This window comes from Enteractinococcus helveticum, from assembly GCF_020742345.1.
GTDB classification, from domain to species: domain Bacteria; phylum Actinomycetota; class Actinomycetes; order Actinomycetales; family Micrococcaceae; genus Yaniella; species Yaniella helvetica_A.
Genome location: NZ_DYXC01000169.1, coordinates 41,044 through 66,687, shown reverse-complemented (window position 1 = coordinate 66,687; position 25,644 = coordinate 41,044). Strand labels below are relative to the sequence as shown.

25 protein-coding genes are annotated in these 25,644 nt (G+C 56.0%); 7 read left to right on the top strand and 18 right to left on the bottom strand.

The genetic code is table 11. The features are described 5' to 3' along the window. Positions 1–387: dihydrofolate reductase family protein (locus K8V32_RS14590; RefSeq protein ID WP_303909169.1), on the top strand; the 387-nt coding region annotated here is incomplete at its 5' end. A gap of 14 nt (positions 388–401) precedes the next feature. Continuing rightward, entirely contained in the window at positions 402–971 is a 570-nt protein-coding gene (locus K8V32_RS14585; RefSeq protein WP_303909166.1) for a dihydrofolate reductase family protein, read from the top strand. A 16-nt stretch (positions 972–987) separates the two neighbouring features. Here the strand turns inward: K8V32_RS14585 and K8V32_RS14580 are convergent, their stop codons facing one another. After that, the gene (locus K8V32_RS14580) at positions 988–1,110 is read right to left on the bottom strand and encodes a hypothetical protein (protein WP_303909163.1); all 123 of its coding nucleotides are present in this window, start codon (positions 1,108–1,110) and stop codon (positions 988–990) included. A 146-nt stretch (positions 1,111–1,256) separates the two neighbouring features. Further along, positions 1,257–1,955, bottom strand: a complete 699-nt coding sequence (locus tag K8V32_RS14575) for a YczE/YyaS/YitT family protein (RefSeq protein WP_303909160.1) — start codon at positions 1,953–1,955, stop codon at positions 1,257–1,259. Positions 1,956–2,110: 155 nt separating this feature from the next. On the opposite strand from K8V32_RS14575, the gene K8V32_RS14570 reads away from it, so the two are divergent. Both K8V32_RS14570 and K8V32_RS14565 read left to right on the top strand, forming a co-directional pair. After that, positions 2,111–3,367 carry an MFS transporter gene (locus K8V32_RS14570; protein WP_303909157.1) on the top strand — a complete coding sequence of 419 codons (1,257 nt, stop codon included), beginning with the start codon at positions 2,111–2,113 and terminating at the stop codon, positions 3,365–3,367. Between the two features lie 5 nt (positions 3,368–3,372). Further along, complete coding sequence (locus K8V32_RS14565; RefSeq protein ID WP_303909155.1) at positions 3,373–3,888, top strand: hypothetical protein; 516 nt, start codon at positions 3,373–3,375, stop codon at positions 3,886–3,888. A gap of 117 nt (positions 3,889–4,005) precedes the next feature. Here the strand turns inward: K8V32_RS14565 and K8V32_RS14560 are convergent, their stop codons facing one another. Beyond that, positions 4,006–4,503, bottom strand: a complete 498-nt coding sequence (locus K8V32_RS14560; protein WP_303909153.1) for a hypothetical protein — start codon at positions 4,501–4,503, stop codon at positions 4,006–4,008. Between the two features lie 112 nt (positions 4,504–4,615). Between K8V32_RS14560 and K8V32_RS14555 the strand changes: the two genes are divergently transcribed. Together K8V32_RS14555 and K8V32_RS14550 are read left to right on the top strand one after the other, a co-directional pair. Then, the gene (locus tag K8V32_RS14555; RefSeq protein ID WP_303909151.1) at positions 4,616–5,875 is read left to right on the top strand and encodes a sensor histidine kinase; all 1,260 of its coding nucleotides are present in this window, start codon (positions 4,616–4,618) and stop codon (positions 5,873–5,875) included. Continuing rightward, complete coding sequence (locus tag K8V32_RS14550) at positions 5,872–6,474, top strand: response regulator transcription factor (protein ID WP_303909149.1); 603 nt, start codon at positions 5,872–5,874, stop codon at positions 6,472–6,474. The genes K8V32_RS14555 and K8V32_RS14550 overlap by 4 nt, the downstream gene beginning before the upstream one ends. 20 nt (positions 6,475–6,494) lie before the next feature. Here the strand turns inward: K8V32_RS14550 and K8V32_RS14545 are convergent, their stop codons facing one another. Continuing rightward, positions 6,495–7,304, bottom strand: a complete 810-nt coding sequence (locus K8V32_RS14545) for a lipoate--protein ligase family protein (RefSeq protein WP_303909147.1) — start codon at positions 7,302–7,304, stop codon at positions 6,495–6,497. A 223-nt stretch (positions 7,305–7,527) separates the two neighbouring features. On the opposite strand from K8V32_RS14545, the gene K8V32_RS14540 reads away from it, so the two are divergent. Next, complete coding sequence (locus K8V32_RS14540) at positions 7,528–8,547, top strand: PQQ-dependent sugar dehydrogenase (RefSeq protein ID WP_303909145.1); 1,020 nt, start codon at positions 7,528–7,530, stop codon at positions 8,545–8,547. On the opposite strand, the gene K8V32_RS14535 is transcribed toward K8V32_RS14540, so the two are convergent. The 14 genes from K8V32_RS14535 to K8V32_RS14470 form a co-directional block, all read right to left on the bottom strand. Beyond that, positions 8,544–9,557, bottom strand: a complete 1,014-nt coding sequence (locus K8V32_RS14535) for a GNAT family N-acetyltransferase (RefSeq protein ID WP_303909143.1) — start codon at positions 9,555–9,557, stop codon at positions 8,544–8,546. The genes K8V32_RS14540 and K8V32_RS14535 overlap by 4 nt on opposite strands. A gap of 384 nt (positions 9,558–9,941) precedes the next feature. Continuing rightward, a complete protein-coding gene (locus tag K8V32_RS14530) occupies positions 9,942–10,472 on the bottom strand; it encodes a YdcF family protein (protein ID WP_303909141.1) in 531 nt (176 codons plus the stop codon). A 146-nt stretch (positions 10,473–10,618) separates the two neighbouring features. Beyond that, positions 10,619–11,707: a UDP-glucose 4-epimerase GalE gene (gene galE / locus K8V32_RS14525; RefSeq protein ID WP_303909139.1), complete on the bottom strand. Its 1,089-nt coding sequence runs from the start codon at positions 11,705–11,707 to the stop codon at positions 10,619–10,621. Between the two features lie 170 nt (positions 11,708–11,877). Continuing rightward, a complete protein-coding gene (locus K8V32_RS14520) occupies positions 11,878–13,035 on the bottom strand; it encodes a glycosyltransferase family 4 protein (protein WP_303909136.1) in 1,158 nt (385 codons plus the stop codon). Beyond that, positions 13,032–14,345 (bottom strand): O-antigen ligase family protein, encoded by a 1,314-nt coding sequence (locus tag K8V32_RS14515; RefSeq protein ID WP_303909133.1) that lies wholly within the window; start codon positions 14,343–14,345, stop codon positions 13,032–13,034. The genes K8V32_RS14520 and K8V32_RS14515 overlap by 4 nt, the downstream gene beginning before the upstream one ends. Beyond that, positions 14,324–15,595 (bottom strand): type III PLP-dependent enzyme domain-containing protein, encoded by a 1,272-nt coding sequence (locus tag K8V32_RS14510; protein WP_303909130.1) that lies wholly within the window; start codon positions 15,593–15,595, stop codon positions 14,324–14,326. The genes K8V32_RS14515 and K8V32_RS14510 overlap by 22 nt, the downstream gene beginning before the upstream one ends. 5 nt (positions 15,596–15,600) lie before the next feature. Then, positions 15,601–16,239 carry an arsenate reductase/protein-tyrosine-phosphatase family protein gene (locus tag K8V32_RS14505; protein WP_303909128.1) on the bottom strand — a complete coding sequence of 213 codons (639 nt, stop codon included), beginning with the start codon at positions 16,237–16,239 and terminating at the stop codon, positions 15,601–15,603. After that, a complete protein-coding gene (locus K8V32_RS14500) occupies positions 16,236–17,711 on the bottom strand; it encodes a tyrosine-protein kinase domain-containing protein (RefSeq protein ID WP_303909125.1) in 1,476 nt (491 codons plus the stop codon). The genes K8V32_RS14505 and K8V32_RS14500 overlap by 4 nt, the downstream gene beginning before the upstream one ends. Continuing rightward, complete coding sequence (locus tag K8V32_RS14495; protein ID WP_303909122.1) at positions 17,711–18,793, bottom strand: ATP-grasp domain-containing protein; 1,083 nt, start codon at positions 18,791–18,793, stop codon at positions 17,711–17,713. Before K8V32_RS14495 ends, K8V32_RS14500 begins: the two co-directional genes overlap by 1 nt. 1 nt (position 18,794) lies before the next feature. After that, complete coding sequence (locus K8V32_RS14490) at positions 18,795–19,832, bottom strand: sugar transferase (protein ID WP_303909119.1); 1,038 nt, start codon at positions 19,830–19,832, stop codon at positions 18,795–18,797. Next, positions 19,829–21,010, bottom strand: a complete 1,182-nt coding sequence (locus tag K8V32_RS14485) for a DegT/DnrJ/EryC1/StrS family aminotransferase (RefSeq protein ID WP_303909116.1) — start codon at positions 21,008–21,010, stop codon at positions 19,829–19,831. Before K8V32_RS14485 ends, K8V32_RS14490 begins: the two co-directional genes overlap by 4 nt. A gap of 2 nt (positions 21,011–21,012) precedes the next feature. Next, positions 21,013–22,803 (bottom strand): polysaccharide biosynthesis protein, encoded by a 1,791-nt coding sequence (locus K8V32_RS14480; RefSeq protein ID WP_303909113.1) that lies wholly within the window; start codon positions 22,801–22,803, stop codon positions 21,013–21,015. A gap of 1,128 nt (positions 22,804–23,931) precedes the next feature. After that, on the bottom strand, positions 23,932–24,939 hold the full coding sequence (locus tag K8V32_RS14475; protein ID WP_303909110.1) for a methionyl-tRNA formyltransferase: 1,008 nt from the start codon (positions 24,937–24,939) through the stop codon (positions 23,932–23,934). Then, complete coding sequence (locus tag K8V32_RS14470) at positions 24,939–25,625, bottom strand: sugar transferase (protein ID WP_303909108.1); 687 nt, start codon at positions 25,623–25,625, stop codon at positions 24,939–24,941. Before K8V32_RS14470 ends, K8V32_RS14475 begins: the two co-directional genes overlap by 1 nt. Positions 25,626–25,644 lie beyond the last annotated feature (19 nt).

Below are 25,644 nucleotides of genomic sequence, written 5' to 3'. Positions count from 1 at the left end.
ACATCTTCTGCGCTCGGGGACGTCTGGGCCGATTCATCGACGCGCCTGGGTGATGATTTTCTCGATGAAATTCGACGCCTGAAAAGTGTCGAGCGCGAAGGTGAACTCCAGGTCCACGGCAGTGTGCAATTAGCACGGACCCTGCACCAGGCCGGAGTTGTGGATGTGTATCGGTTTCTTATCGCACCGGTGACAGTTGGCCCAGGTTTTGGGATGTTCACTGAAGCAGGCCCGTCCTATAAGATGCGTGTTCGCCACGGCGTCGTCACCCAAAATGGGGTGTATGACGTGGAGATGATTCCAGAGCCCTTCGGTGGGCGGAAAACCGTTGGTCTGGATGAGGGCAAAGAAGTAGTGCTCGAGGATAAAGACCTGGAGGCGTCATGAGCTGCTATGCCAGTGTGAGCATTTCTTTAGACGGGTACTATACCGGGCTGAATCCTTCGCCACAGCAGATGTTGGGTGAAGGTGGCCAGGTGCTGCATGCCTGGCTGCCACGCGAGGTCATTGACCGACCGGAGTCTGGTGTGCACGACATTATCGCCGAGGAGTACACGCGGATCGGTGCTGTGGTGATGGGCTGGGATAGTTACGAACATGCCGAAGCCGTCTGGGGTGCTAAGCCGCCCTTTGGTGTTCCGGTGTATGTGGTCACCAGCAGATATTTGGCCGACGACGTTCGGCAGGGCACGACCTTTCGTTTCATCAATGATGGCTTCGAGGCCGCCGTTGAGCATGCGCAAAATGCGGCAGGCGATAAAGAAGTGGGCCTGCACGGCGGCGGGGCGATCCGGCAGGGACTGCTCCATGGTCTGCTCGAAGAGTTACAGCTGCATTTGGTGCCGGTGTTGCTAGGTGACGGGCGGCAGTTATTCGACGGCGTCGACCCGGCCGATATTCAATTAGAGCAGCTACGTGCTGCAGAGGGGCAAAACGTCACGCACATAAAATACCGCGTGCGCTATGACTGAAGGCGTCATGACAAGCTTAGCTTGTGGGTTCCAGAACGAGCACGGCTTGGGTGGCGTCGTCGATGACCTCCTGGGTAAAGAACCACGGGAATTGTTTACCCTGGGCCCAAGTCTCGGCCTGGTCAACATAATTTCGCATTGATGGAACGCTGGTGGTCGCATAGCCTTCGTCGCGTTCCAGTTTTCAGGGTCGGATCCTTGTGAAGCAACCAACTCGTTGTAGACGTCATCTGCCACTTGGGACATCGACTCGACGGTTACCTGCACTTAGGCAAGGCGTGGTGGCTAGGCGTTCTTGACTGCGCGGCGCTGGCGAAGGTTGTCGATGGCTTTGACCACTCCCCCGACGGCAAATGCCGCAAATACGGTTCCTTCGCGTACACCTTCGAGGCGTTGCATCAGAACCAATGAGACGACGGCGGCGATGATCACCAGTGACCAGTCCACGATTTGTTTCATCGTCCCGAATCGCGCAGAGGTCACCTGGGTTAGGGCCATGACGATGCCTTCACCGGGCAGATAGAGCAGCTTGGGTTGGACCTGAATGTAGACGCCGATGCCAAGGATGATCACCCCCATGATCGTCACGACCCACTGGAGCAGATAGTTGTCGGTTTGGGCCCAGGCGGTCAAAAAGATTGAGACGTCGATCAGGGTGCCAAAGATAATGGCGACCGGGAGTTGGACCAGCTGGAAGAGTGGAAAACGGCGTCGCAAAATAATGATCTGGATAAGCACGAATACGACGTTCATCACCACTGTCACGCCACCGACGGTCCATGATGTTGCGGCATCGATTACCGCAGGGAAGGTGGAAATCGGGGCGGTTCCTAGCTGGCCGTGCACGCTGAGCGCGATGCCAACCGACATGACAAATACACCGAGCAAAAAGGTGACCCAGCGGCCCAACATACTGGCTGTCATGGGCTGGGGTGCGGTGTCTTTGGCGGTGGTAATGTCTTCTTTGTGCATGCCCTGGGGCATTCTGCGGTCCTCACTTCTTCATCCGGTGTCGCCTACCGGTCTGCCCCTACTGTAGTCGCGGAGTAAACGATTCAAAGATTTAGGCCACGGGAGCCGTGACCGGATACATGACCCTCCGCGAGTCACTGGTGACGAAAAGGACTACTGTTGTGGTTGTGACCACAGATAGAACCCCTACACGATCAGCCTCGACCGGCCTGCTGATCATATTGTTGTGCGCGATGGGTGCCGGGCCATTATTCAACTACGGCATCTCGGTATCGTCTGCGCTAATCATCGAACAGCTTGGCATTTCCGCCGGACAGCTTGGACTGATTGTCACGGTGGTTTTCGCGGCTGCGGCACTGTCGAGTATGTGGTTGGGCAATCTGGCCGATAAGATTAGCGCTCGGTCCCAAATGCTGATCATTTTCGTCGGCACTGCCGTCGCGCTGGTAGTGGCAGCCTTTGCTCATGACTACTGGATGTTGCTGGTGGCCGCCGTGCTCGCCGGACCAGCTCAGGCGATCTCGAATCCCACCACGAACCGGGTGATTATTCGGGCGGTCCCAGCGGAAAAACGCACCGGCTGGATTGGTGTGAAACAGTCTGGTGTCCAGGCCTCCCAGCTGTTCTCGGGCTTATTTTTTCCCACGGTTGCGATCGCGTTGGGTTGGGTCGGCGCTGCACTGGGTGGTGCGGTGGTGTGCCTGCTGCTGTGGCTCGTATCGCTGAAATATGTGCCGTCTCCGGCCCAGCTTGCCACCCGTCAAGTCCGCCCCGTTGCACCTGATCCGCCCGAAGTCACGGTGGATACCGGAAAGCTGTCGACCGTGGCCACCAAAGAAAAAATGCCGGTGGTAGTCTACTTTTTTGCCCTCATCGCGATGCTATCGGGTATGGGCATGCAGGCAACCAACGTGTACCTGCCGCTATTTGCGGTTCAAGAACTCGACTTCTCGCTGATACTGGGCGGTACTGCCGCAGCCGTTTCCGGCGTCGTCGGGGTGGTGTCTCGTATTGGCTGGAGTCGCCGCATGCAAGCCGGTGCCCAGCCTTCACGTTTGCTGCTGTACATCAGTGCCGGTGCACTGTTCGGGGTTTTCGCGTTTCTCGGTGCGGCCCACTGGCATCTTCCAGCACTGGTATGGACCGGCGCCGCGTTGCACGGGATCACCGTTTTTGGTGCCAATGTGGTGATCAATGCGGGCCTGCTACGTGTGGTGCCGGAGCATAAAATTGGTGCAGCTTCAGGCCTCAACTCAATGGGCATGTACGCCGGATTTGCGCTGGGACCGTTGATTATGGGCCTGTTACAAGATGTAACGCAGTCATTTACCGCAGGCTGGATCGCAGTAGGCTTGAGTTATCTACTGTGCGGTGTGGTTACCGTTTTGCTCCATCGCCGCACGCAGCGTAAGGAGAAGCGTTGATGCTCATGCAAACCACTCATGCGCCTCGTTGGGCCCGAGCTTTCATATTGTTGGTCCCACCGATCTGGTTAGGGCTGATCATTGGAATTTCGTTCATCGAAGCGCCCCTGAAATTTACGGCACCGGGCATCACGATTCCGTTGGGCTTAGGCATCGGACGTCGCGTGTTTTTGGCGATGAATATTGTCGAGGTCATCCTTGGGATCCTGTTGTTGATCGCACTGATCTCAATGTGGCGCAATCACCGCCGCCAAGAACTGCCAAACTTTGGCAAAATGCAGCGCTACAGTTTCATCGCGCTGATCTTATTGCTGATCAAAACCGCCGTCATCCGTCCCCTGTTGGCGGTGCACACCGACCAAGTGTTGGAGGGTTCTTTTTCGGGCGGGTCGACGACGCACTATTACTACATCGGCGTCGAAGCGGTCCTGTTTGTGGTGTTACTGCTGCTCATGGTCTCCGCGATCCGCGGGCTGATCCCGCCAACGGCTGCCATCAACGGCGAAGCCAAGAAGCACTGATACGAAAACCGGCCCGGTATTGCCGGCTTCCCCGGTAATTAAACCTAAAACAACCACACTTTCTCACGCCTCGTGAAGTATGTGCGACCCTCGGACGTCGTCCAGCAGTACAGAAATTTAGGCTCCCACGAGACCAGCAACACCGTACATCAGCACACCGGTAACTCCGGCATACAGGGTAATGGCAATGGCCTGCCACACCAGTACGCCTGCGCGGGAAAGACCGAAGGACACCAGAGTTGCGGCAATCAGATGGGTCGGCACAAATAACATGCCCAATAATGTGACCCCCGGAATGCCGTAGCGGTCAAAGAGTTTGCGAACCCGGGCTGTACTGGGCGAATCTGCAACCGGTAGTTCGGTGTTATCGTGTTTGCGCGCCATAATCGCATCGCGGGTGCTCCCAGAGATGAGCGTGATGAGCGCGACGACGGCAAGGTTGCCGACGATCGCCATCAGCACGACCACCCAAATGGGAATGCCTGCCACGCTGCCGATGACGACGGCACCATAGTTTTCGACAAATGGGACCATCGCGGCAAGGGCTACACCAAGAAATTGGACGGCTTCTGGAAGGCCCAGGACAAAGTTTTGGAGTGTTTCAATGAAGTTCATGCTCTTAGTCTTCCGTGGTTCTGGTGTACACGGTAGTGGCATTCCGTCACCTGTTGCCATGACATTCTGCAGGCTAATGTGTGACAGTTGTCATGGATCTACACTGATGGGTGTGACTGATTCTTCGACCCCGCTTCGTCCCACCGGCCAGCTGCCGGTCAGCCCCGCAGCTGACGCACCAGACCCGGCCGGCCGCGATATCAATATCACCTGGTGGTACACGTTCTTGAGTGTTGCCGGGATGTCGATTTTTCTGTTGGGCATCGGAGCTGTTGTTCCCATCGCACTAATGACTGCCTCCGCTGGTCCAACCTGGCAGATCGTCGTCGTACTGATCCTCTTTACCGCGACCTGCGTGACATGCGTGTATGCGTCCTGGCTGATACGCGATGGTTATGGTGCCGGCTGGCCCCCACCAAAAGTCACCGCCTGGTTACTTGTCATCCCGGGACTGGCGTGGGTTGTGACCGTTTTTATTTCCGGGGCCACACTTTATGGTGCGACTCCGCTGTGGGTCACGCTGAGTATTCTGCTGGCCCTCGTCCCCCGTTCGCAGCGATCGTGGCTCGTGCTGATCGGGCTGGCGGCCATCGCACTCCACGGCCTGCTGAATCCCGGCACCGCAGAGTTTATTTACGGCGGCGGCATTGTGGGCATTGCGTTATTGGTGTTGCTCACCCCCACCACATTTCTGGTCTCAGGTTGGTTGTGGCACCTGATCAGCCGCCTGGATGCGGCTCGCACGGTGAACAGTCAGTTGGCCGTGGCTCGCGAGCGCCTGCGCTTTGCCTCTGATTTGCACGATATCCAAGGCCACCACCTGCAGGTCATCGCGTTAAAAGCGGAGCTTGCCCACCGGCTGCTCGCCACCCAGGATCCGGCACAGCACCGTGCCGCCCAAGAGTCCATCGCACAGGTCCGTGCTTTGGCCGAGCAAGCTCAGTCCGAAACCCGCCAACTGGTTCGTGACCTGCGCGTGGTGTCTCTACCCGATGAGCTCGCCAACGCCAAAGACGTCCTGCAGGCTGCTGGGATCGACGTCGACATCCACCTGGACCCCAAAATTGAACACAACCTGACCGGTGATGTCACCCGGCTTTTCGGACTCGCAGTACGCGAGGCCGCCACCAATATTTTGCGTCATGCCAGTGCCACCAGCGTTGGCATCCGATGTGGCGTCAACGGTTCGTTACAGTTGACCATCACCAATGACGGCGTGTCAGGCCCCGTCGCCGACACTCAAGGCACCGGCATCGCCGGGCTGCGCACCCGCTTTGCCACCGTCAACGGCAACATTATGGCCACCCGTTATGATGACTCCTTCACCTTCCAGGCCAGCCTACCGATGCCCCATAAGGAGCAGCACACATGATTCGGGTTTTCATCGCAGACGACGAGACCATGATCCGCACCGCCATGGAAACCCTGCTGGGGATGGAAGAGGATATCGAGATCCTGCCCGGTGTGGCTGATGGTCAGACTGCCGTCGCGGCCGCCCAACAACTACAACCCGATGTGTGCGTCCTCGACCTTGAGATGCCCGAACTCGACGGCGTAGAAGTAGCCCGCCAGATCAACCGCACGGTGGCCACCAAGGTGATCATCTGCACCCGGCACGCCCGACCCGGGGTGCTGCGCCGTGCCCTGGCCGAAAAGGTCGCCGGCTTTGTCCCCAAATCCACTCCGGTGGAACGTCTTGCCGGAGTCATCCGTGAGGTCATGGCCGGAGGCCGCTATATCGACGCAGATATTGCCGCCACCGCGCTCACCGCAGAGCATTGTCCGCTCACAGATCGGGAACTCGACGTGTTGCGTGCCGGACGCGATGCCACCACGATTGCACAGATTGCCGAGCGCTTAAACCTCGCCCAGGGTACCGTGCGCAATTATGTTTCCACCGCCATGCAAAAACTGGGGGTCAGCACACGCACAGAGGCCGCCCAATACGCTTGGGAACAGGGCTGGATTTAGGCAACCACCTCGGCTTTGGACTAGTCCGAACCGGTGGGCACCCGCTCCAGCAGGTCGTCCCACAGTATGGGCGCGAAGGTGAACGTGTCAGCGCCGTTGAGTCCGCCGCTGAGGAATTCTTGTTCGTATTCCCATTGCAGCTCATCCAGCACGTCCTCCACGGTCACCCCGGGTGCCGCGTCCTCCACTGCGCCAGCGGTCTGCGGGTCAAAGTCAATCCCCAGCGCCTGGTAGACGTCGGTCAAGACTCGGCGGATGGAATAGCCATGTTCAACCACCAGACTGGTGGAAAATAGCCAGGCCCCTTTCACTACGCGCTGTGCGGTGCCCGCCAATTTGATGCGACGATCAGCATCTACTATCCCGTGGACCGAGTATTCTCCGGCGCAGTACTCCCCCGGGATCTCTCCGACGCCGGCCTGCACACCAAGTCGGGTCAACACGCTGGTAAATAGCACACCAAAATGTTCAAACCGGGACTTGAACCCGATCATCGCATCATCCTCGGGCTGGATGTGGTCGATGACAATCGCCCCGCGGTGATACGCCGCCGCCCGGCCACCCACCTTGCGTACCGTGGGTGTAAATCCGTGCGCGCTGGACTGTTGCCGCGCCGCCGCATACCCGGCCAAACGGACATCTTGCTGACCGAACGAAACCGTGGGTTGGGGACGATACAGCCGAATAATCGGCCCCTGGATCCTGGAGTGCTGCACGGCCCGTAGCAGCGTGGTTGAATACGCCAGATCTTCTGCCACGCCCAGGCTTTCATCCTGTTCAACCCATGTCAGCGTCTTTGATGTCACCTGCGCCCCGTTTCGTTGACTCACCTGTGACGAGCATACGCAACATCACCGCTCAAGGCCGAGATCTCGTTGCATTATTTATGGGCGTTTCGCACTGCGGCAGCAGTCGGCGAGGCCGGGCTAGTGTGATGCGTCATCTCGGTGGGATACTGGGTGACACATCATTTCAGGACACGAGGACGATGCCATGCGGTACCGGCGACTTTGTCTGTATTTATTTAGTGCAATCTTTTTCTGCACGGCTTGTATGAACCAACCGCAATCTGCTGAGCCCGATCCCGAGACGAATTCCACGGCTACACCCGGTGCAGTAGACAACTGGCAGGTGGAAACCATCGCCGAAAACTTGCAGGCCCCATGGGCTGTGGCGTTCTATGATGAGACGCCGATTGTGAGTGAACGCGATACTTCCCGCATCCTTGAAATCACCGACGACGGTGGTATTCGCGAACTCACCGTCGTTGAACAAACAGCGGAGTCAACCGAAGGAGGCCTGCTTGGTCTGGCCGTTCATGAAGACGCCTTATACGCGTATTTGACGACGGCTGAGGATAATCGGATTCACCGCTACGAACTGACCGGTGGCTCTGAGGGATTGGAACTCAGCGACCCAGAAGTCATTTTTGACGGCATCCCGGCGGCTAGTCATCACAACGGGGGACGCTTAGCCTTTGGCCCTGATGGCCTGTTGTATGTCAGTACCGGAGATGGGCTGGAACCCAGCACTGCCCAGGACCAGGACTCACTGGCAGGCAAAATCCTACGGCTGAACTCGACAGGCGATATCCCGGCTGATAATCCATTCGATGACTCACCGGTTTTCAGTTACGGTCATCGTAATGTGCAAGGCCTCGCCTGGGCCCCTGATGGAACCATGTACGCTAGCGAATTCGGTGAAGATACCTGGGATGAGCTGAACATCATTGTCCCCGGCGGCAATTTCGGTTGGCCATACGCCGAGGGCGTCAGCGCTGACGAGTCCTTCATCGATCCTATCCAGCAGTGGCCGCCGTCTGAGGCCAGTCCCAGCGGAATCGCCATCGCCGATGAGCACATCTATATGACTGCCCTGCGCGGTCAACGACTCTGGGAGATCCCAGTGGAGGATCCCGGCACCTCAATTCCCCACTTCGACGACGACTACGGTCGACTTCGAGACGTGATCACCGAACCAGACGGCGCCTTATGGCTATTGACCAACAACACCGATGGGCGAGGCTATCCTACAACAACGGACGATCGACTCTTGCGATTGACCCGGAATTAGCGAGTTGCCTGTGCTTGCCGCAAGGTTCTCTTGTCCTCATAGCTCGCAGGATCTCGCCAGACCGGGAAGTAGTCAGTTTCGGGGAACCCCTGCGCCAGCCGACGATAATTTTCGTCGTCGTGAACCAGCTGCATGGTAGAAAAATCTCGGGGCGCTGTCGCCGGGTCGAATCGCTTTTTGAATTCCAACAGCGAAGCGACTGAGCCACCTCCCAGGTGGCCTATCGTATAGCCGTGGTCTTGCGCCCACTGGGCCGTGGCCACGTGCACCACCACCGGCCCGTTGAGGTCACGTCCTTGAAGGGTGGATCCGTTGTGTTGAAAATGAATGACGTCTTTGCTCAAAATGTTCAACGTCGAGCTTACGGTTTCGCCTTGAAATATTGCATCGACTTGAACCATGGCAGGCGACAGTTTGGATTCCAAAGCATGCCAATAGGCATCATTGAAGAAGTAGAACGGACGGGCACCGAGCCGTCGCATGGTGGTGTCATAGAGCTTGCGGAAGTTTGTGAGGTCTGTGGGTTGTTCGGTTACGTTCATTTCAAGGCCCGCTCGGAGACCTTTTCGGTAATTTCGACGATTACTTGACGACATCTGCGCTACCAGGTCATCAGTCTGGAGATTCCAAACGATATTCTCCCCAGATTTTGTGACCGGGAAGGCTTCAGCGAGCCTGGTGGCATAGTCAAACATCGGGTGGAACTGCAGGAAAGTAGCTACGATGTGATGAGTCTTCGCCCACCGGTCGTAGTATTTGCGGAAACCGTGCAGATCGGGCTGGCCTTCAATCCAGGGGCCACCATGGCCGTAGGCATTTGTTGCGTCAAAGTAACCCGTATTGCGAATTTCTCGGATGATCAGTGGCAGCCTGACGACGCCGGCCGCGTCGTGCCATTCCAGTAACGTGAGGTCGGCAAAGTCCGGTTCTATGAGCGCTGCGACCTCGTAATAAATATTTGAAAAAAAGATGTCTGGGGTGTCTATTTGGGCCCACGCTTTTCGGGGCACAGTTGTTCCATGAACCATCATGTCCACCTCATAAGAAAGATGAAAGCCGTATGTATGATGTACGCACCGGCACAGTGAATGCTAAAAGGACGATCCTTAGGAAGAGGGCCTCAAGAACCGGCCTGTACTCGTGACACCTCGCCGTAGTGGCCAAAGCTCTCGCAGTGCGACTGCAACACACCTATGGTGCATGACATAGATTCATAATTCCTTATCCTGCCAAACAGCCCATGTGATAGCAATCAGTTTTGCCAAGATTATTGACTTATGCTTCGACCTAGAGCCTCACCTGGGAGAGGATCACCAGGAGATTTTTCCATTTTGCTGACAACCCGTAGCAACGACGTCGGGCGGAGTCAGCAAAACGGCCAAGCCAGCCGGTGGCTAGCATCCCAGGGTTGTTTCATACACGGCTTTGAAGAACGCGAGGTTTTCGTACAGCAGGTACGTGCCCCAGCTTTCTTGAGTCTTTTCGATGAACAGGTCCGGCTCCGGGAAGACCACGTTGACATCAACAGCATCCCCAATGCACTGTTGGAGGATGAAGCGCGTACGAAAGATGTGATGACGGCTGGTGACCACGGTGATCGAATCCCAAGATTCACGCTCGGCGACTTCTCGGATCGCGTGTGCTTCCCCGCGGGTTGAAATCTCTTCCGGGGTAAAACATGAAATATTCTCGTCCACCCCGGGGGTTTGATCTTCACAATATCGTGTCGCGGGTTCCCAGGCTCCTATCCATTCCGGGGTGGCGTCGCGGGGATTTATCGGCACATAAGAAATTACGAGATGAGCTGCATGATCACTGGCATAGAGTTCTTCGGCTAAGGGCAAGCGGTACGGGGGCGGGGATAAACTCACCACGGCATCGGCACGAGCTTCGAGGTCGCCTTGGTGCGGGTTATAAATGTTCACGCTAGCGAAAACAAACCATCCTATGACAAGTGCGATTATGATCCCGCAGATGGTTTTGAGCTTCCGCAGCAGCCGTTGTTTTCCTAATGATCTCGCCTGAACTCTCCGCCTGATCCCGTCGTCTGGCTCTGGCAATATACTTGCCCTCATCGTGTGCTGATTGCCTTATCCCCCGTGGTTTTTTCGACAGACGCTGCTGGAGTACCAAGCACTACCCGTATAGTTTCTCCATAACCTGCGGGGTTTTGTGATTGCCAGTTCCATGCGTCACGGCAGGCATCAATGAAGGTTCGGGTGGTTTGCCAGTTCAACTTTTCTTGCGCTAGTCGCGGGTCGGCCACCACAGTTGCTAGGTCTCCGCTGCGACGAGGACTGATCTGATACGGGACGGGGCGGCTGGACACTGCTTCGAATGCTCGCACCGCTTCCAAAACGCTGGTGCCCACACCTGAGCCAAGGTTATAGGTTTGCACACCGCAGGACGCATAATTTAGTGCAGCTACATGGCCCTCGGCAAGATCCATGACGTGAATGTAATCGCGCACCCCGGTACCATCTGGGGTGTCATAATCATCGCCAAAAACTGACAGTTTGTCGCGTCGTCCGACGGCAACTTGGGCGATGAACGGTAAGAGGTTATTAGGAATACCTGCAGGATCTTCGCCAATCCGGCCCGATGGGTGGGCTCCGACCGGGTTGAAGTATCGCAACAGCACCACCGACATCTCGGGACGTGCAACCGCGGCGTCTGTGATGATCTGTTCATTCATATATTTTGACCATCCATAGGGATTGGTCAGGCCCACTCCCGTGTGATGCGTTTCGGCAACCAATGGGGTCTGGGGTTCACCGTAGACGGTAGCAGATGAGCTGAAGACGAGCGTATTGATCTGGCGTTCTGCCAAGATGTCTAGCAGCGTCAGCGTCGACGCCAGGTTCGTCCGGTAGTAGCGGACCGGTTGCTCAACTGATTCCCCGACGGCCTTGAGTCCTGCAAAATGTACCACGGCATCAAAATGGGTGTTTGCCAGTGTTACTCGTGTGGCAGTGGTGTTGGTCAGGTCTGCCTGCACGAAAGTGATCGATCTGCCCGTGAGCTCTTCTACTCGATCAAGCGCAATACGATTGCCATTCGATAGATCGTCGACCACCACTACGTCGTGGCCCTGTTCAAGCAACACTAATGCGGTGTGACTACCGATGTAGCCGGCTCCGCCGGTAAGAAGTACGCGCATGATAGACCTCCTATGAACTGTTCATGATGTAAGCGCCTTGGCCTTGGAAGGCCAGATCACATGCGCCGATGAACGATGGGATATCCTCAAAATGAATAGCCAGGTCAGACCCCACTGGGCGGTGACCGGTCTGCAATCAACATCGACGGTGTCTGACATCGGCTGGCCAGTTAGCGGTTCGAGGGTTGGCGGGTCAGGTGCGGCTCGAGTTGTTGGGCGATGTTGTCTTCTTGTAAACCAAACATGTAGACCTGTTCGAAGTGTTCTTCGACCCGACGACGGGCGTTGGCTCCGCGCTGTTGGAGCTGTTCTGGGTGGGCCACAATTTCGGTTATGACCTCGGCCAATGCCTGGGCGTCTTGGACAGGGAAGATCCACCCGGTTTCGCCGTCAACCACCGAATCAATCGCCCCGGTGGCATCGGTGACGACGGCGGGGACTTCCAACGCTGCGGCTTCTAGGACCACATTGGGAAATCCCTCGCGCAGGGTGGGTAAACACAACACATCGGCTGCGGTGATATATGGTCGAACATCCTCCACATTGTCTAAGCGGTGGATGTGCTCAACGTTGCAGACCTCTTCGGCCAGCTGCCGGTTTTCTACGGGACCAACTAGCACCAGTCGAATATTCAGCCCGCCCGCGCGCGCTATATCGACCGCCTGCAGCAGTGTGGCGATGCCTTTATCCGGGGTGAGCCTTCCGATGAATACGATGGTCAGATCACTGTCGGCGGCTAGAAATGCAGCCGTGTCCGCATCGACCTGCCCGGTGGCCTCACGGTCGAACCAGTCAAGATTTACCCCGTGGGAGCTGCCCGCCCCCAGGACATCAATGTGGCCTTGTGGAGCCAGTCCTAGCGACTCTGCGGTACGAGCTAGGCTAAAACTATTGGCCACCGTTTGTGTAGCGGACCGGATGGATGTGCGTTCGGCGACATCAAGAATCTTGCGCTTGAATCCCGTGACGGTTTCCAACGGCATGCCCCACAATTGATAGATACGCACCGGAACCCCGACCAGTCGGGCGGCCAGGGTGCCCAACAGTCCGGCCTTCGGGGTCGCTGACACCACGACATCTGGACGGATCCGCCGCAACAACCGCACAGTGGCCCATAGCGTCCGCAGATCCTTAACCACCGATGGGTCCCGCTCATACGGGATGTGATAGCCAGTAGCGCCTTCACGAGCTGCCCAGGCTTCTAGTGCACCACTGGAATGCCCTACTACACTCACCTCCCAGCCACGGCCGACCAGGAAACGCACATAATTTCGATAAAAGGTCAATGCAGAATCTTCAACGGTTACGATGAGAACGACTTTTTTCATTGTTTTACCTTCTGGGTGAGTGGGTGCTGCTGGAGGGGTTGTCGGGCTCGAGAGAATAGGTGTACTGCCAGCAGCATGCCAACGATGAGCCACAGCACACGCGAGTTTTGCAAGGAAATTCCGGCTGAGCCGATGAGCATGACCAACAGTGCGTCGCGGGTCGAGTGCCACATCGACATATTGGTGCCTGGTGCGGGGCGCCTGAGCAGTAAGATGCCTACCCAGACCAGGAAAATCGCCGTCATGACGAGTCCCCATTCGGCGGCTATCTGTAAGTACGTGTTATGCGCAAGTATTGGTTCGTCGCTGAATTCAGCTGCTATCCCCAGGTAGGTGCCAACGCCAACACCGGCAAGGGGGAATAGTCCAATAATTGGCAACGCATCCGACCATGCAGAGTCGCGTCCGGAACCGTCGGCTTCAATTCCGGTTTCGAAATCAAGTAGCAACGGCGTCAGCCGGCTCAGCGCAGGCACCTGGTCAAGGCTGGCTGCCACACTCATGCGCATGGAATAATCCAGCATCACAATAAGCACCAGCACGGGCAGGCAGATCGCCACCCCGATCAACAATGCCCGATAGGGCGATACGTAGCGGCCCTGATGTGGCGAGGAGAAAACCGTGTGAAACCCGCGCCACATCAACAAGATCAGCAATGTGAGCAAACCAGTTTTGGAGCCTGATGCCAAAACTGAAGCTGCCAAGATCATCAGCGCCGGGTAGCGGAAACGGCGCGCAATATCCGGGTCATGCCACAGGAAGGCCATGGCGATCAACTGGATGAGCGCGAAATAGTTGGGGTCGTTCATTAAGCCGCTGAACCGTATTTCCCAGTGGAACATGAATTCCAGTCTCGGAAGCGAGGGCAACGTGGTTCCAACTACGCCGATGATGCCGATGAGTACGGCCATAAAGATATAAGAGCGCATGACGATGCGGGCTTGGCCCGCACGGACAATATTGACACCGAGCAAGAAATAGCCAAACGACGTCACCAGTTTGGTGTAATCCGTTAGTACACCAAGCAAACTGTGTTCAATCGGCAACAGATGTGGGACAACAAAACCGCCCATGGTGATAACCAAGATGGATAACACCAAAAAGTAGACTATTGGGCCAAGCGGAATAGCCATCCGTGCGGTGAGGATCATCATCATCAAGATGAGGAACGCAAATACATCCGCGATCGACAGGTTGATATCGAAAATAACGCTCGTCTGATTGAGCGTGATACCCAATAAAAAGAGCAATAAGGGTGCACGCTTGAAGGCTGCTGGGTGGCGATGCTCTACCCCGAGGGTGCTAGCCATGGGCCCATTCCATTCGGTGCGTCGTCCAGAGTGTCCTTGACTGGCATCCATCGTTGGCCTTGCACATAATCCTGCACCGTTGACTTGGGTCGAACCTGGATCAACTCTGCGTGTGTGCGTACATAGACGGCAGGTGGAGGTTCAATAAAGAACTGGGGCTGAAAGGACATGGTGTAGGCCCCGACCTGATAAAAAATGATTCGGTCCCCCATCGCTAAGGCCCGCTCGTTGAGCAGTTCCATGAGGCGGTCGTCCTCCATACAGGTGAAGCCACCGATGGTTTGACTGGGGCGAGTCTCGGTGGCTTCGGTTTGAAGCTCATAGTGGAATGGTCGTTTGCGACGAAACAGTGGATCGATATTCGTACGGCTGGCATCCGTCACCACAAATGTCTGGTCGTTGACCTGTTTGATATCAATGACAGAAGCGTGGAATTCCACCGGCACTGCGATGAGTGCGCCGCCGGGTTCTACAATCAGTTGTGTTTCTGCTGGATCTACGACGTCGTCTAGCACCTCACGGATTGCGGTCACGTACTCGGTAAAGGTCGGCTGGTTGTCTTCGGCGCCAAAGAATCCTCCACCAATGTCGACCCAGTCCAGGTGGAGATTTCGGGAAGTGATGAGTTCTTTGGCCACGGTTGCAGCAGCCCGGAAGACGGCTATGCTTTGGGTCTGCGAGTTGCGGTGCATATGCAATCCAGCAATGTTTACGCCCGCGTCAGTCAGGGTGGTGATGGCTGCATCGAGTTCCCCGCTTTCAGGGTTGAATCCGAAACGGCTGTGGGCGCTGGTGCTGGTGCTTTCGCCGGGGCAATACGAATTGACGTCCCAATTGACCCGTAACCCAACGGCTAGCGTGGTTTCGGGCAGCCGTCCTGCCAGTTCTGCGGTCCATATGACTTCGCGTTTCGAATCAAGGTTGACCACGGACCCTTGGACCAGTGCGGCCCAGAGTCGGTCACGGCTTTTGATCGGACCGTTGTATACGATTCGATCCGGCTCATAACCCATCGCTAAGGCCAGTTCGTACTCGGTGTCTGAGACGACTTCGGCCCACACCCCACGTTCTCGCATATACGACAGCAGCCAGGGCAGTGCGTTGGTTTTGAAGGAGTACGACAGAATGGAATTGGGCCAGCCATGAGCCAGAGCGTCTTGGAATCGGGTGACGAAGGAGTCGAGTTTCGGAACGTCCAAAACCAATGCGGGGGTCGGTGGCTGCTGGGGTGTCAGATGACTGCGTTGCATGAGGCTTACTTTCTGTCCTGCATTCCAACGATTGCTGACGGGCCATCCTGTGACGCCGCAGTGAGCTTTGCAGTACGTTGGAAAAAGCTGACAATCTGGTCAACTGCCTGGCTGATATGCGCTGCTGATCGTGCATAGGTTTGGCGAGATTTACCAAATGGGTCTTGAAGATCATAAAGATGTTCTGGGCTCAGTCTTGGTACGACGCCGCGCATTCGCATGACCGCGTCAATTGCTGCGGTAGGGCTCCTTTTGTGCTGAAACAGCAGCTGTTGAAGGCGATCATCATTGATGGACGACACAATATGGGCAAATTCGAGCAACGTGAACGCACGCCGAACTGCACTGGGCTGCAGCTTTGCTGCTTGGCTGCGGTGTTCACGTTCCATACCCAAAATCAGGTCAGCCTGCCCCACCAAACCGTGTGTGAGGACACGAGCACTGTGCTCATCTCTCCACCAGACACCCATGTCAGCAGCGATACGCTGCATCGTTTCTTGCATCGGATCACCCAGCATGGCTGAAGTCCCTGCGCTGGTGACCTTGAATTGTGTCCGATCAAGTTTGGAGGCAAGCAGTTTCGCGGCGAATGGGGAACGGCAGATATTGCCGGTACAGATGGTCAGGATGCGAAGTGTCGTCATGCCGCCCTCGATACTCGGGAGGTGCGGGTTTCAACGTTGTCAGCCTCGTACCGATATGCGGCATACCCGGCATTGCCGGAGCCTCGCGTTGGAACCTTATTGACGATCAACCCCAGAACTTTTCCTCCAACATTTTCCAGGGAGCTAATGGCTTGGTCGAGGTCTTGACCTCTGGTTTGCCCAATGGAACTGACCAGCAGGCTGCCCGATGCATAATTCGTCAAGATGGCAGCGTCTGTGACTGGCAAGACCGGCGGGGCATCGATCAGGACGTAATCTGCGGTTTCGCGCAGCATGTCAAGCAGTTCGCGCATCTTCTTGGAACCAAGCAGCTCAGCAGGGTTCGGCGGAATTTGTCCGGCAGGTAGGACCACCAGATTGCCAGGCCCCCATGGTTGTAAGACATCTTCCAGTGGAGCCCTGTCGATAAGCACATCGCTGAGTCCGGCCGCACCTTCAATGCCCATCACTTGTGCTAACCGTGGTCTGCGCAAGTCTGCTTCAACCAGGGCCACACGTGCACCCGTTTCGGCGAGCGCCACCGCGAGGTTTGCGACCACATGGCTTTTCCCTTCGCCAGGGGCTGCGCTGGAAACTACAAAGACGCGTGCGTGGTCATTTGAGGCAAAGAATTGCAGGTTGGTTCTCGTGGTGCGGAAGGCCTCTGTGCGTGGACTACGCGGATCGTCATGAACGATCAGCGGCCGCCGTGTGATCTGGTCGTCGTATGCGATGCGACCAACCACCGGTACGTTGGTGATCTCTTCAACGTCTGCCACCGAATGGATGCGGGTATCCAACGAACCTCTTAGGATCGCCAGCGCAATGCCTAATGCCAGGCCAGCCAAGAGTCCCAGTGCGCTATTGAGCGCTACATTGGGGCTGGTAGGTTCAGCAGGGACCACACCGGGATCGATAAGGCGGACCTGCACGGGACTATTACCACCGGCAGCTGCCACTTCAATGTCGTTTTCTACCACCTCAACGATGACCTCGCCGGCAGTGTTGACGAGTTCGGCTGCGGTAGCAGGGTCAGAGTGTTCAGCTGAGATTTTCAACAGTGATGACTCTGCTGGAGACTCCACAGTAAACAGTTCGTTCATGTTCTCACGAGGAACCGCCCCATCGAGTTCTTCTGCGACTTGATCTAACACAATGGCCGTCGTCGCAATGTCGACGTAGCTGGTCACCACAGTTTGAGCGTAACTTGTACCTTCGAAGAGCCCTCCAGAAGCATCTAGACCGGCACCTCGAACTGAGACGTAGAGGATTGCTGTTGATTGATATCTTGGCGTGATTAGAGCTGATGCGCCAAGGGCCAGCAGCAGACCCACCAGGGCGCCGGCTACAACAATCCACCAGTTCTTCGACAGCATACGCCAGTAGGTGCGCAGCTCCATGGGGTAACCGTTGTTGGTGTCTCGGCTGGTGAAGCCTTGGCGAGACTGGCCTTCATGAGGAAATTGAAACATTAGATTCCTACCCGTTTCTGGATTAGGCTCGTCAGCGGCTGGCGCCGATTCGCGGGTTGTGCGGCCGGGTTGTCTGCAGTGTCAAAGCCGATGATGCCTTCGTGTTTGGAACCGATGTAGCCGATTCGGTACTGGTCCCAGTCCGGTCGTGGCGCAAACCCGAGGGTTGAGGCCAAGTAGAAGTGTGGCACATCAGCTCCTGCCACGTGCATGAACGGATATCCGCCACCAAAACGTGGATTGACATCAATGACGTATGGCACATCGTCGTCGCCCACCAGTACGTCGACGTCAACGCTGCCTCGGATGCCTAGGGCAGCATTGAGCGCGGCGGCCAGCCCGATGAACGGGGTGTTCTTGACGGTCTTGGCGCTGGAGGTTTCGCCGTGACGCATAGCAAGTTTCCGGCGGGCTAGTACGCCGGCAACCGGTCCCCCACGCACTGCGGTAATGACATCCAGACCGTATTCAATCCCACCGACATCCGGTTGGACGATGATGTCATCGAGACGATGCGCTTCGGTGCCAGTGGCATGGTGGTAACGCTGCTCAACCCAGCGGCAGGCTTGCGCGGATGTGAAGCGCCGCAGCCCTGACGAGCCGCTACCCCACCGGTCTTTGACGACGATGTTGTTGGTGTTGTACAGCAGATCTTGCACGGCCGCGACGTCGGATAGTAAGACGGTGCGTGGGGTGCATATACCGGCCTGTTGTAAAACCTGGCTCATCGCCAGCTTGTCAGCCACGGCCCGGTGTGATTGTTCATCGAGTACGGGTGTCACGACTCCGCGTGCCCGCAGTTCATCTGCCAGGCCCTCGGACAATGCGGTGAGTTCGTGGTCGTTGAGCGAGAGGAACAATTCGGGTTGCAGCTCATCGATGATGTCGAGCATTGCGGGGGCATACTCCGGGCTCGTGAACGCCGGAATCGCACGATAGCTGTCTGCTGCAGCGGCTGTGGCAGCGTTCGGATCGTGCTCAATGACGATTACCTCTCCTACCAGGCCCGCTTCGTAAAGCGCTTCTTGGAACCACTGGACGAGGTAGACCCGGCGTCCGGCTGAACTGATAACAATGCGCATATCATGTTCCTGTCTGTGCTGCGAAGGCCACAAGCACTTCGCCTTCATCGATATGAGGCCTGTGGGAGGGTAGATCTATGGGGACGAAACCCAGCTGCTGAGCTCTATCCAAAAGTTCTCGGCTGGTTTCGGAGAGCCGCAAGAAAATACGGTGGGCATCGTAGACTTTGCCGTTATGTAGCAACCGGTGCAGCAGAGTCTCGACCGTCATCGGTGTGTTGTGGTTCGGGCCCAACACGAGGCTGGCATAGAGTTCCGGACCGCCTAAACCAGATAGTCCGGCAATCCCGATGGGTATCTCGTGGTCGTCGAGGTAGACCCAGTGGCGGGTCGTGTTGGGGTCGGCGCCCTCGTGGTTACCAATCTTCCTGGCGGCTGTGCTGCGTTGCCACGAATCCCACAGATCGTCCCAGCGGTCGTTGACGGGTCCTTCGGTCAGTCCATCGTGAGGTGGGGCACCGACGAACCGCATCATGGTTGAAAGGCGTTGGTCATCACGAGCCGTTGTGAAGATCGTGCGGGTGAGACTCAAGATGATGACTTTCAGGTCCATCCACAGCGTGTGATGGTCAACGTAGTGGACGTCGAAGTCAAAGTGTGTTTCCCAGGTCAGCGCTTGGTCGTCGTTGACCTGGGCGAGCCCGGTGAGGCCGGGACGGACTTCGTGGCGACGAGCCTGGTGTGGCGAGTACAGGGCGAGGTATTCCACGTTGAGTGGTCGGGGTCCCACCAAGCTCATCTCACCGTTGAGTACATTGACCAAGGCGGGAAGTTGCGCCAAGTTGCTGGCTTGCAGCCCGCGACCAAAACTGGTCGCAGCCTGGTCGTCGGTCAACACACCACTGGCTGGGTCGTCTTCGCGCACGGTGCGAAACTTCCGGACAGTAATCAACTCGCCGTCTCTGCCGGGGCGTCGTTGCATGACGATCACTGGTGTTCCAAGTTTGATGCGGATCAAAATCCACAGCAAACCAAAAACGGGCGCCAGCATGATCAACCCGAGGCTCGCTGCGAGAATATCGACGGTTCGTTTGGTCATGACAAACGCCCTCCGGTGTAATCATCCAGCACGCTCAACACGCGCTCGAGTTGCGGGGTCGTCATATTTGAACCGCTGGGCAGCATAACCCCGTTGGCAAAGAGTTCTTCTGCTGAGCCGGTTAACAGGTTGCGGGCATCGGAGAAGACCGGTTGTAAGTGCATGGGTTTCCAGACCCGGCGGGCCTCGATCTGATACTGTGCCATAATCTCAATGAGCACCTCGACTGCAACCGGGGTTTTCGACTGGTCGAAGACCAAAGGGGTCAACCAACAGTTGTCTTCGGCATCGTTGGCACCGCCAAGGATCTCAATTCCTTGTTTCGTAGCAGCCCACTGCCGGTAGACGTCTCGGATCTCACGACGACGGGCAATCATTGCATCGAGACGTTCCAATTGGGCTCGTCCCAGGGCTGCCAGCAGGTTACTGAGACGGTAGTTGTAGCCGATATCGGTGTGTTCATAGTGTGCAACCGGCTGGCGAGCTTGCGTCGATAGATACCGTACGTGCTCGGCGATCTCGGCTCGGTTGGTTAGCAACATGCCACCACCAGAGGTGGTCATGATTTTGTTGCCATTGAAAGAGAACACCGCGGCATCAGCCCACCAGCCGACTGGGCGACCCGCATGGGAGGCACCTGCTGCTTCGGCTGCATCTGCTAGGACTGGTACACCATAGCCTGCCGCAATTTCTTCAATCGCGGTGTAATCGGCGGCCTTACCAAACAGATCCACCGGAAGTACCGCCGAAACCCGCTTATTGCCGCGCTCTAACATGTGCAGCGCGATGTCGAGCAATTCAGGATCCATGTTGCCCGTAGTTGGGTCAACATCAATGAAGAACGGTTCGGCGCCCGTGTAGGCAATAGCGTTGGCGGTAGCTGCAAACGTCAGCGTTGAAGTGATCACCACATCGCCCGGTCCAACGCCCACAGCCAGCAATCCCAGATGAAGTGCTGCGGTGCCGGATGCGAGACCCACGGCATGATCCACGCCGACTCGCTGTGCGACTTCTGTTTCGAAAGCATCCAGATCCGGTCCGGCTGGTGCGACCCACCCTGACCGCAATGCTGCCATGACAGCTGCTTCTTCCGCTGGTCCAACATCAGGACTTGAGAGATGAATTTTTTCGGTGATGATGGGATCGGATGTGGTCAAAGGGATCTTAGTTTCAGTCATTTCTAGTTCTGAACTCTCATAGAAGTGGGTCTGTAGGTCAGCTCTGAGATCGATAGCGGTTCCACAACCGTGCGATTAATCAACGGATGTGCCGAAGGGCGCGCATCTTCATGTTCGGCGGTGAGCTCTTCGTGGAGCTTCTCTCCTTCGCGCAGCCCGGTGAAGACGATTTCAACGTCTTTACCCGACATGGCGATCATCCGTTTGGCGATGTTTAGGATCTTGACTGGTTCCCCCATGTTCAAGATCATCACTTCACCGGTGCTTCCGATGCCGCCGGCTTGTAGCACCAGTTGACATGCCTCGGGGATCGTCATGAAGTATCGAGTGACATCCGGATGGGTCACCGTCAACGGACCGCCTTGTTCGATCAGTCGAGTGAAAGTCGGCAGCATCGATCCTCGGCTGCCGATCACATTGCCGAACCGAACCGACAAATAGCGTTGTTGGGTTTGTTGGCCCATCCAGGAAGTGAGCTGTTCTGCCGCACGTTTGGTGTGGCCCAATACGCTGGTTGGATTTGCCGCTTTGTCCGTGGAGATGTTAACGAAGCGTTCAACGCCCACAGCCGCAGCTGCTTCTAGGACGTTCTGTGTGCCGACGACGTTGGTTTTCCAGCCTTCATCTGGGTGGCGTTCCAGCATGGGTAGGTGTTTCAGTGCCGCAGCATGAAAGACGACTTGTGGTCGATGTTCTTCGAAGATCCTGCGCAGCGCGTCCGCATCGCGGATGTCGGCTAATACGGTCTCTTTGGTGTTAAGTAGCCCGTTACCGTTGACTATAAGCTGTGCTGTTTGCAGTCCAGTCTCGCAACGATCCAACATAATGAGTTCGGCTGGGTTGAAGCGGCTGATTTGCTCACATAGCACGGAACCAATGGATCCGCCGGCGCCGGTGACCAGTACTCGGGCACCGGTTAGGTAAACGGCGATGTCTTCGACATTCGTATCGACGGGTTCCCGGCCGAGCAGATCATCTATCGAAATATCACGCAGATCAGTTGGGCGAACACCGCGTTCAAGCAGGTCATGCAATGGTGGGATGACTTTGACCTGAACGTCGTGTTCAGCTGCGATCTCTTGGACCTGGCGTAGCATCCGTGGGGCCGGTTCGGCGACTGCGACAACGACCACTCTGGATCCAGTTTGCAAGATGAGCTCGGATAGTTGCTCGACTTGGCCAAGCACTCGAACGTGATAGAGCTGTACATGAGCTTTCTCTGGCGCATCATCAATCAATCCCACCGGCCAGTATTTTGCACCGGGGGTGGTGACCATCTGGCGGATCAGATTGGTGCCGACCTCACCGGCGCCAATAACCAAGGTGCGAGCTGCTCTGCGGTCTGGCACGGCGCGTGCCAGACGACGCAGACGCTGCACGAACCGTGCTCCGAACATCATCAGGACTGCAGTCGGGATAATCAACACGCTCATCATCACCGGATGGTTAATGGTGTATCCGGCAATCAAGTTGGCAATTACCATGGTCAGTCCGGTGGCGAATCCGGTCTTCAACAAGGCGCGTATCTCGTCAAAGCTGCCAGTACTATACCGGAAGCGATAAAGAAAGGCAGCCCAACCAAATGTGAATTGTGCAAACGCTGCCACCAACACGAGCACTATGACCAGTACCGCGGTCGAAGGTGTGAGTGAGAAATCATAGTAGACCAGGTAGGCTGCGACGATGGCCACCGCCCAGCAGGCTATGTCGAAGTAGTATTGTGCGGTCCGAAACCGGGGTTTGCCATGGTGTCCGTATCTTGCAGGTTGTTCTGCTGCGTGTAAAGCGGTCATCGGAAGTCACCGCGATACACTGCTCGGCTCTGCGCGTTAATATGCGTTATAGACGTCGCCATGGCGGACCGACCTCTCCTTATGATGTGTGAGCATCCTGTAGTGTGTGAGCGCTGAGATGTGGTTGCGTGACATTTCCATTGAGCAAACGGTGACCAAGATCTCAGCTAATTCACAGGCTAGGGAGGCAGCGCGAGGCAATCACTAGCCATTTGACTAGTTTGAAGCTTGGGGTTCGCACCCCAACGGCTAGCTAGCGCTTGTGGGAAAGCGCTTGATGGGGCGCAGGTTGTCGCTAGGTTTGCGTTGGGTTTAATGTTCAAGGAGTGTTATCAGTCCAGGTGGCTGGCGGAATATTCAGCTAGGTTTGACTGATAGTGACCCGCGCTCAAAGGATTACGGCAATTTTCAACTAGTATTCGCACGCCTTTCACAAAATATGCGTGTTTGGTGAGAATAGTGTGGCTCTTCTATGGACCTAGTTGCGATTTGGTTATCGCTAAGTTCGCCCCCTAGCTTTGCTGCAGCATAAGGCTAAGCGGGTATTCGTGGCGATATTCAAACCTGCGCGTACCTTATGAAATGGACTGCCAACGACAAGAGCCTGTGTGGTCGCTGCGGGAGGGCGCATTTCGGGTTGTTGCGACCCTACAGCGCAGCCGATGCCGAAATGACACCAGCACCTGCCGTACTGCTTCATCAACTCACCAGGGTTGACTCGGATTCCTGCAGGCACCTGGATGGCGATAATTTGTTGAATTCATGGCGTGAATTAATTGCCCGCATTTGAGTTCCGATGGCCTGCACATACTGTCGGTCGGCTAGGCTAGGAGGCTAGGTTTTGGTTTGGCATCACGAATGCCCGAGATCATGATGACCCCGTTATCAGCGCCCTTATCGCTAGCAACATTGGGGAATTTGCGGCGAAAAAATCTTCACGAATTGGATGAAAAGACAGCCAGAAATTGTCTCGTTCAACAGCGTCTTGAGGGCTGGCTTGGCGATGTTCTGGACGCTCTAAATATGAGCATCCTAACGAAGATCATCACGCACGCCTTGAGCCCAGAGGATTATGCACCTCGGGTTGGTCTTGGTCAACATACGATGTGCACAGCGGTGAGCAGCGCACTATTGCCGTTCACGCAGCTCGTTATCAGCTGCCGTCAGATTCGAAACTATGGCTTCGAGTTCCTGTATTTTTTTCTTCAGTGCATGGAGTTCATCTTCGACCCGTGTCCCCAACAGTGTTCCGTCTCGAAGGTGAACAGGCTCACCATGATCATTGCAAATCTCGCCGATACGAATAACCCCATCGCCGCATTGAACTTCGTAGTGCTCGCCTATTTTCCGGAGGACTTTTCCAATGACACCGGCAGCTTTCGGTTTTTTAACCACACCGCCAGAACGTAGAATTCTGAGGCGCTGGCCCTTACTGTAAACGTATGCACCGGGATGGGGCGGAGCTGCCGCGCGAATGAGCGCATCCACTTCTCGTGCCGACTCATGCCAGTTAATCAAGCCGTCCCCTGGGTCACGTTTACCCAGGAATGTAGCTAAGCTATCGTCCTGAGGCACTGGGGACCAGTCTAGTTTTTCTAATTTGGGTAGGAGTTGGTCCATCGCTTGTGCGAGGGTTCGTAAGCATTCTGCTGTAACATCCGCCGCGTCCATGTCTTCGGTAACTTGAAACGGCACTTGCTCGAGAATCCCGCCGCTATCAGCATGTTCTGCAATTTCAAATAATGTCGAAGCTGCTGGAACTTGGCCAAGAGCAATCCAAGCAACGGGTGCTCTGCCCCGACCTTTGGGGAGCGCGGTAGGGTGATAGCCTACGCACCCCCTATGAGCTGTGGAGAGGATCTCGGATGAGACTAGTTGGGAGAGTCCTACAACGAACAGGAAGTCGACGTCCCATGCCTGAAGTTGATTAACGACAGATTTGTCGTTCACCCGTTCAAATCCGAAATAATCAACCGCCAGTTCTTTCGCGAGACTACGGAGATGCGACTCTTCCTGACGAGGTTCGTGCCCGGCTATGCCAACAAGTTGTATGCCACTTTTCGCGATATGACGTGCTGCGACAGCGCTACTGCCCACGGCTCCCACCACCGCAGCCCGGATAGTCTGTGTGCCCATTATTCCTGCCCCGTGGGTTTTTCACCAAAAAGTATGACTGACAAGGTTTTCAGCAGAATTCTTATATCAAATGAAAACGACAGGTTGTCGACATAGATCCTGTCATAGCGCCATCTGACAGGCCAGCTCAACGTGATGTTGCCGTTGGTCTGAGCATGACCGGTAAGTCCCGGTTTCACTAAGAATCTATGCCTGCCATCTTCGGTCACTTCCTCAAGGGTGTCTGCAAGAAGTGGGCGCGGCCCGACGATGCTCATTTCTCCGCGGAGCACATTGAAAATTTGGGGCAGCTCATCGATCTTCAACCTGCGCAAAACCCGTCCGACGCGTGTTGTATCCGGATTTCCGGGAAGGACTTCTCCAGTAGAACGGTTGCCGTGCCGCATAGTTCTCAACTTATAGATATTGAAGGTCGTCAGACCTTTACCGACTCGTTGTTGGCGAAACAACACCGGCCCTGGAGTTTCGATCTTCACAGCCAATGCAGCAGTAGCTACAACTGGGGCAACAGCTATCCCGGCGGTTACGGCCACACAGACATCGAATATCCGTTTGCCGTATTTCTCGTAGAAGGAGCTATTTCGGTTGAGGATCTCTTGCTGAACCCAAAGTTCTGTTGAACGCAGTTGATCCGACTGAACGGTACTGTGATCGCTTTGCCAAGTAGCTGTTTGAGAACTGTTCATGATGATCTTTTCTGGTGGG

Excerpts from the sequence above, each read along its gene's own strand:
- K8V32_RS14500 (WP_303909125.1), bottom strand. The coding sequence starts at position 17,711 with ATGTTTCAATTTCCTCATGAAGGCCAGTCTCGCCAAGGCTTCACCAGC.
- K8V32_RS14565 (WP_303909155.1), top strand. The coding sequence starts at position 3,373 with ATGCAAACCACTCATGCGCCTCGTTGGGCCCGAGCTTTCATATTGTTG.
- K8V32_RS14495 (WP_303909122.1), bottom strand. The coding sequence starts at position 18,793 with ATGCGCATTGTTATCAGTTCAGCCGGACGCCGGGTCTACCTCGTCCAG.
- K8V32_RS14485 (WP_303909116.1), bottom strand. The coding sequence starts at position 21,010 with ATGACTGAAACTAAGATCCCTTTGACCACATCCGATCCCATCATCACC.
- galE (WP_303909139.1), bottom strand. The coding sequence starts at position 11,707 with ATGCGCGTACTTCTTACCGGCGGAGCCGGCTACATCGGTAGTCACACC.
- K8V32_RS14560 (WP_303909153.1), bottom strand. The coding sequence starts at position 4,503 with ATGAACTTCATTGAAACACTCCAAAACTTTGTCCTGGGCCTTCCAGAA.
- K8V32_RS14480 (WP_303909113.1), bottom strand. The coding sequence starts at position 22,803 with ATGACCGCTTTACACGCAGCAGAACAACCTGCAAGATACGGACACCAT.
- K8V32_RS14505 (WP_303909128.1), bottom strand. The coding sequence starts at position 16,239 with ATGACGACACTTCGCATCCTGACCATCTGTACCGGCAATATCTGCCGT.
- K8V32_RS14580 (WP_303909163.1), bottom strand. The coding sequence starts at position 1,110 with ATGCGAAATTATGTTGACCAGGCCGAGACTTGGGCCCAGGGTAAACAA.
- K8V32_RS14540 (WP_303909145.1), top strand. The coding sequence starts at position 7,528 with ATGAACCAACCGCAATCTGCTGAGCCCGATCCCGAGACGAATTCCACG.
- K8V32_RS14475 (WP_303909110.1), bottom strand. The coding sequence starts at position 24,939 with ATGGGCACACAGACTATCCGGGCTGCGGTGGTGGGAGCCGTGGGCAGT.
- K8V32_RS14520 (WP_303909136.1), bottom strand. The coding sequence starts at position 13,035 with ATGAAAAAAGTCGTTCTCATCGTAACCGTTGAAGATTCTGCATTGACC.
- K8V32_RS14510 (WP_303909130.1), bottom strand. The coding sequence starts at position 15,595 with ATGCAACGCAGTCATCTGACACCCCAGCAGCCACCGACCCCCGCATTG.
- K8V32_RS14515 (WP_303909133.1), bottom strand. The coding sequence starts at position 14,345 with ATGGCTAGCACCCTCGGGGTAGAGCATCGCCACCCAGCAGCCTTCAAG.
- K8V32_RS14550 (WP_303909149.1), top strand. The coding sequence starts at position 5,872 with ATGATTCGGGTTTTCATCGCAGACGACGAGACCATGATCCGCACCGCC.
- K8V32_RS14490 (WP_303909119.1), bottom strand. The coding sequence starts at position 19,832 with ATGACCAAACGAACCGTCGATATTCTCGCAGCGAGCCTCGGGTTGATC.
- K8V32_RS14575 (WP_303909160.1), bottom strand. The coding sequence starts at position 1,955 with ATGCCCCAGGGCATGCACAAAGAAGACATTACCACCGCCAAAGACACC.
- K8V32_RS14470 (WP_303909108.1), bottom strand. The coding sequence starts at position 25,625 with ATGAACAGTTCTCAAACAGCTACTTGGCAAAGCGATCACAGTACCGTT.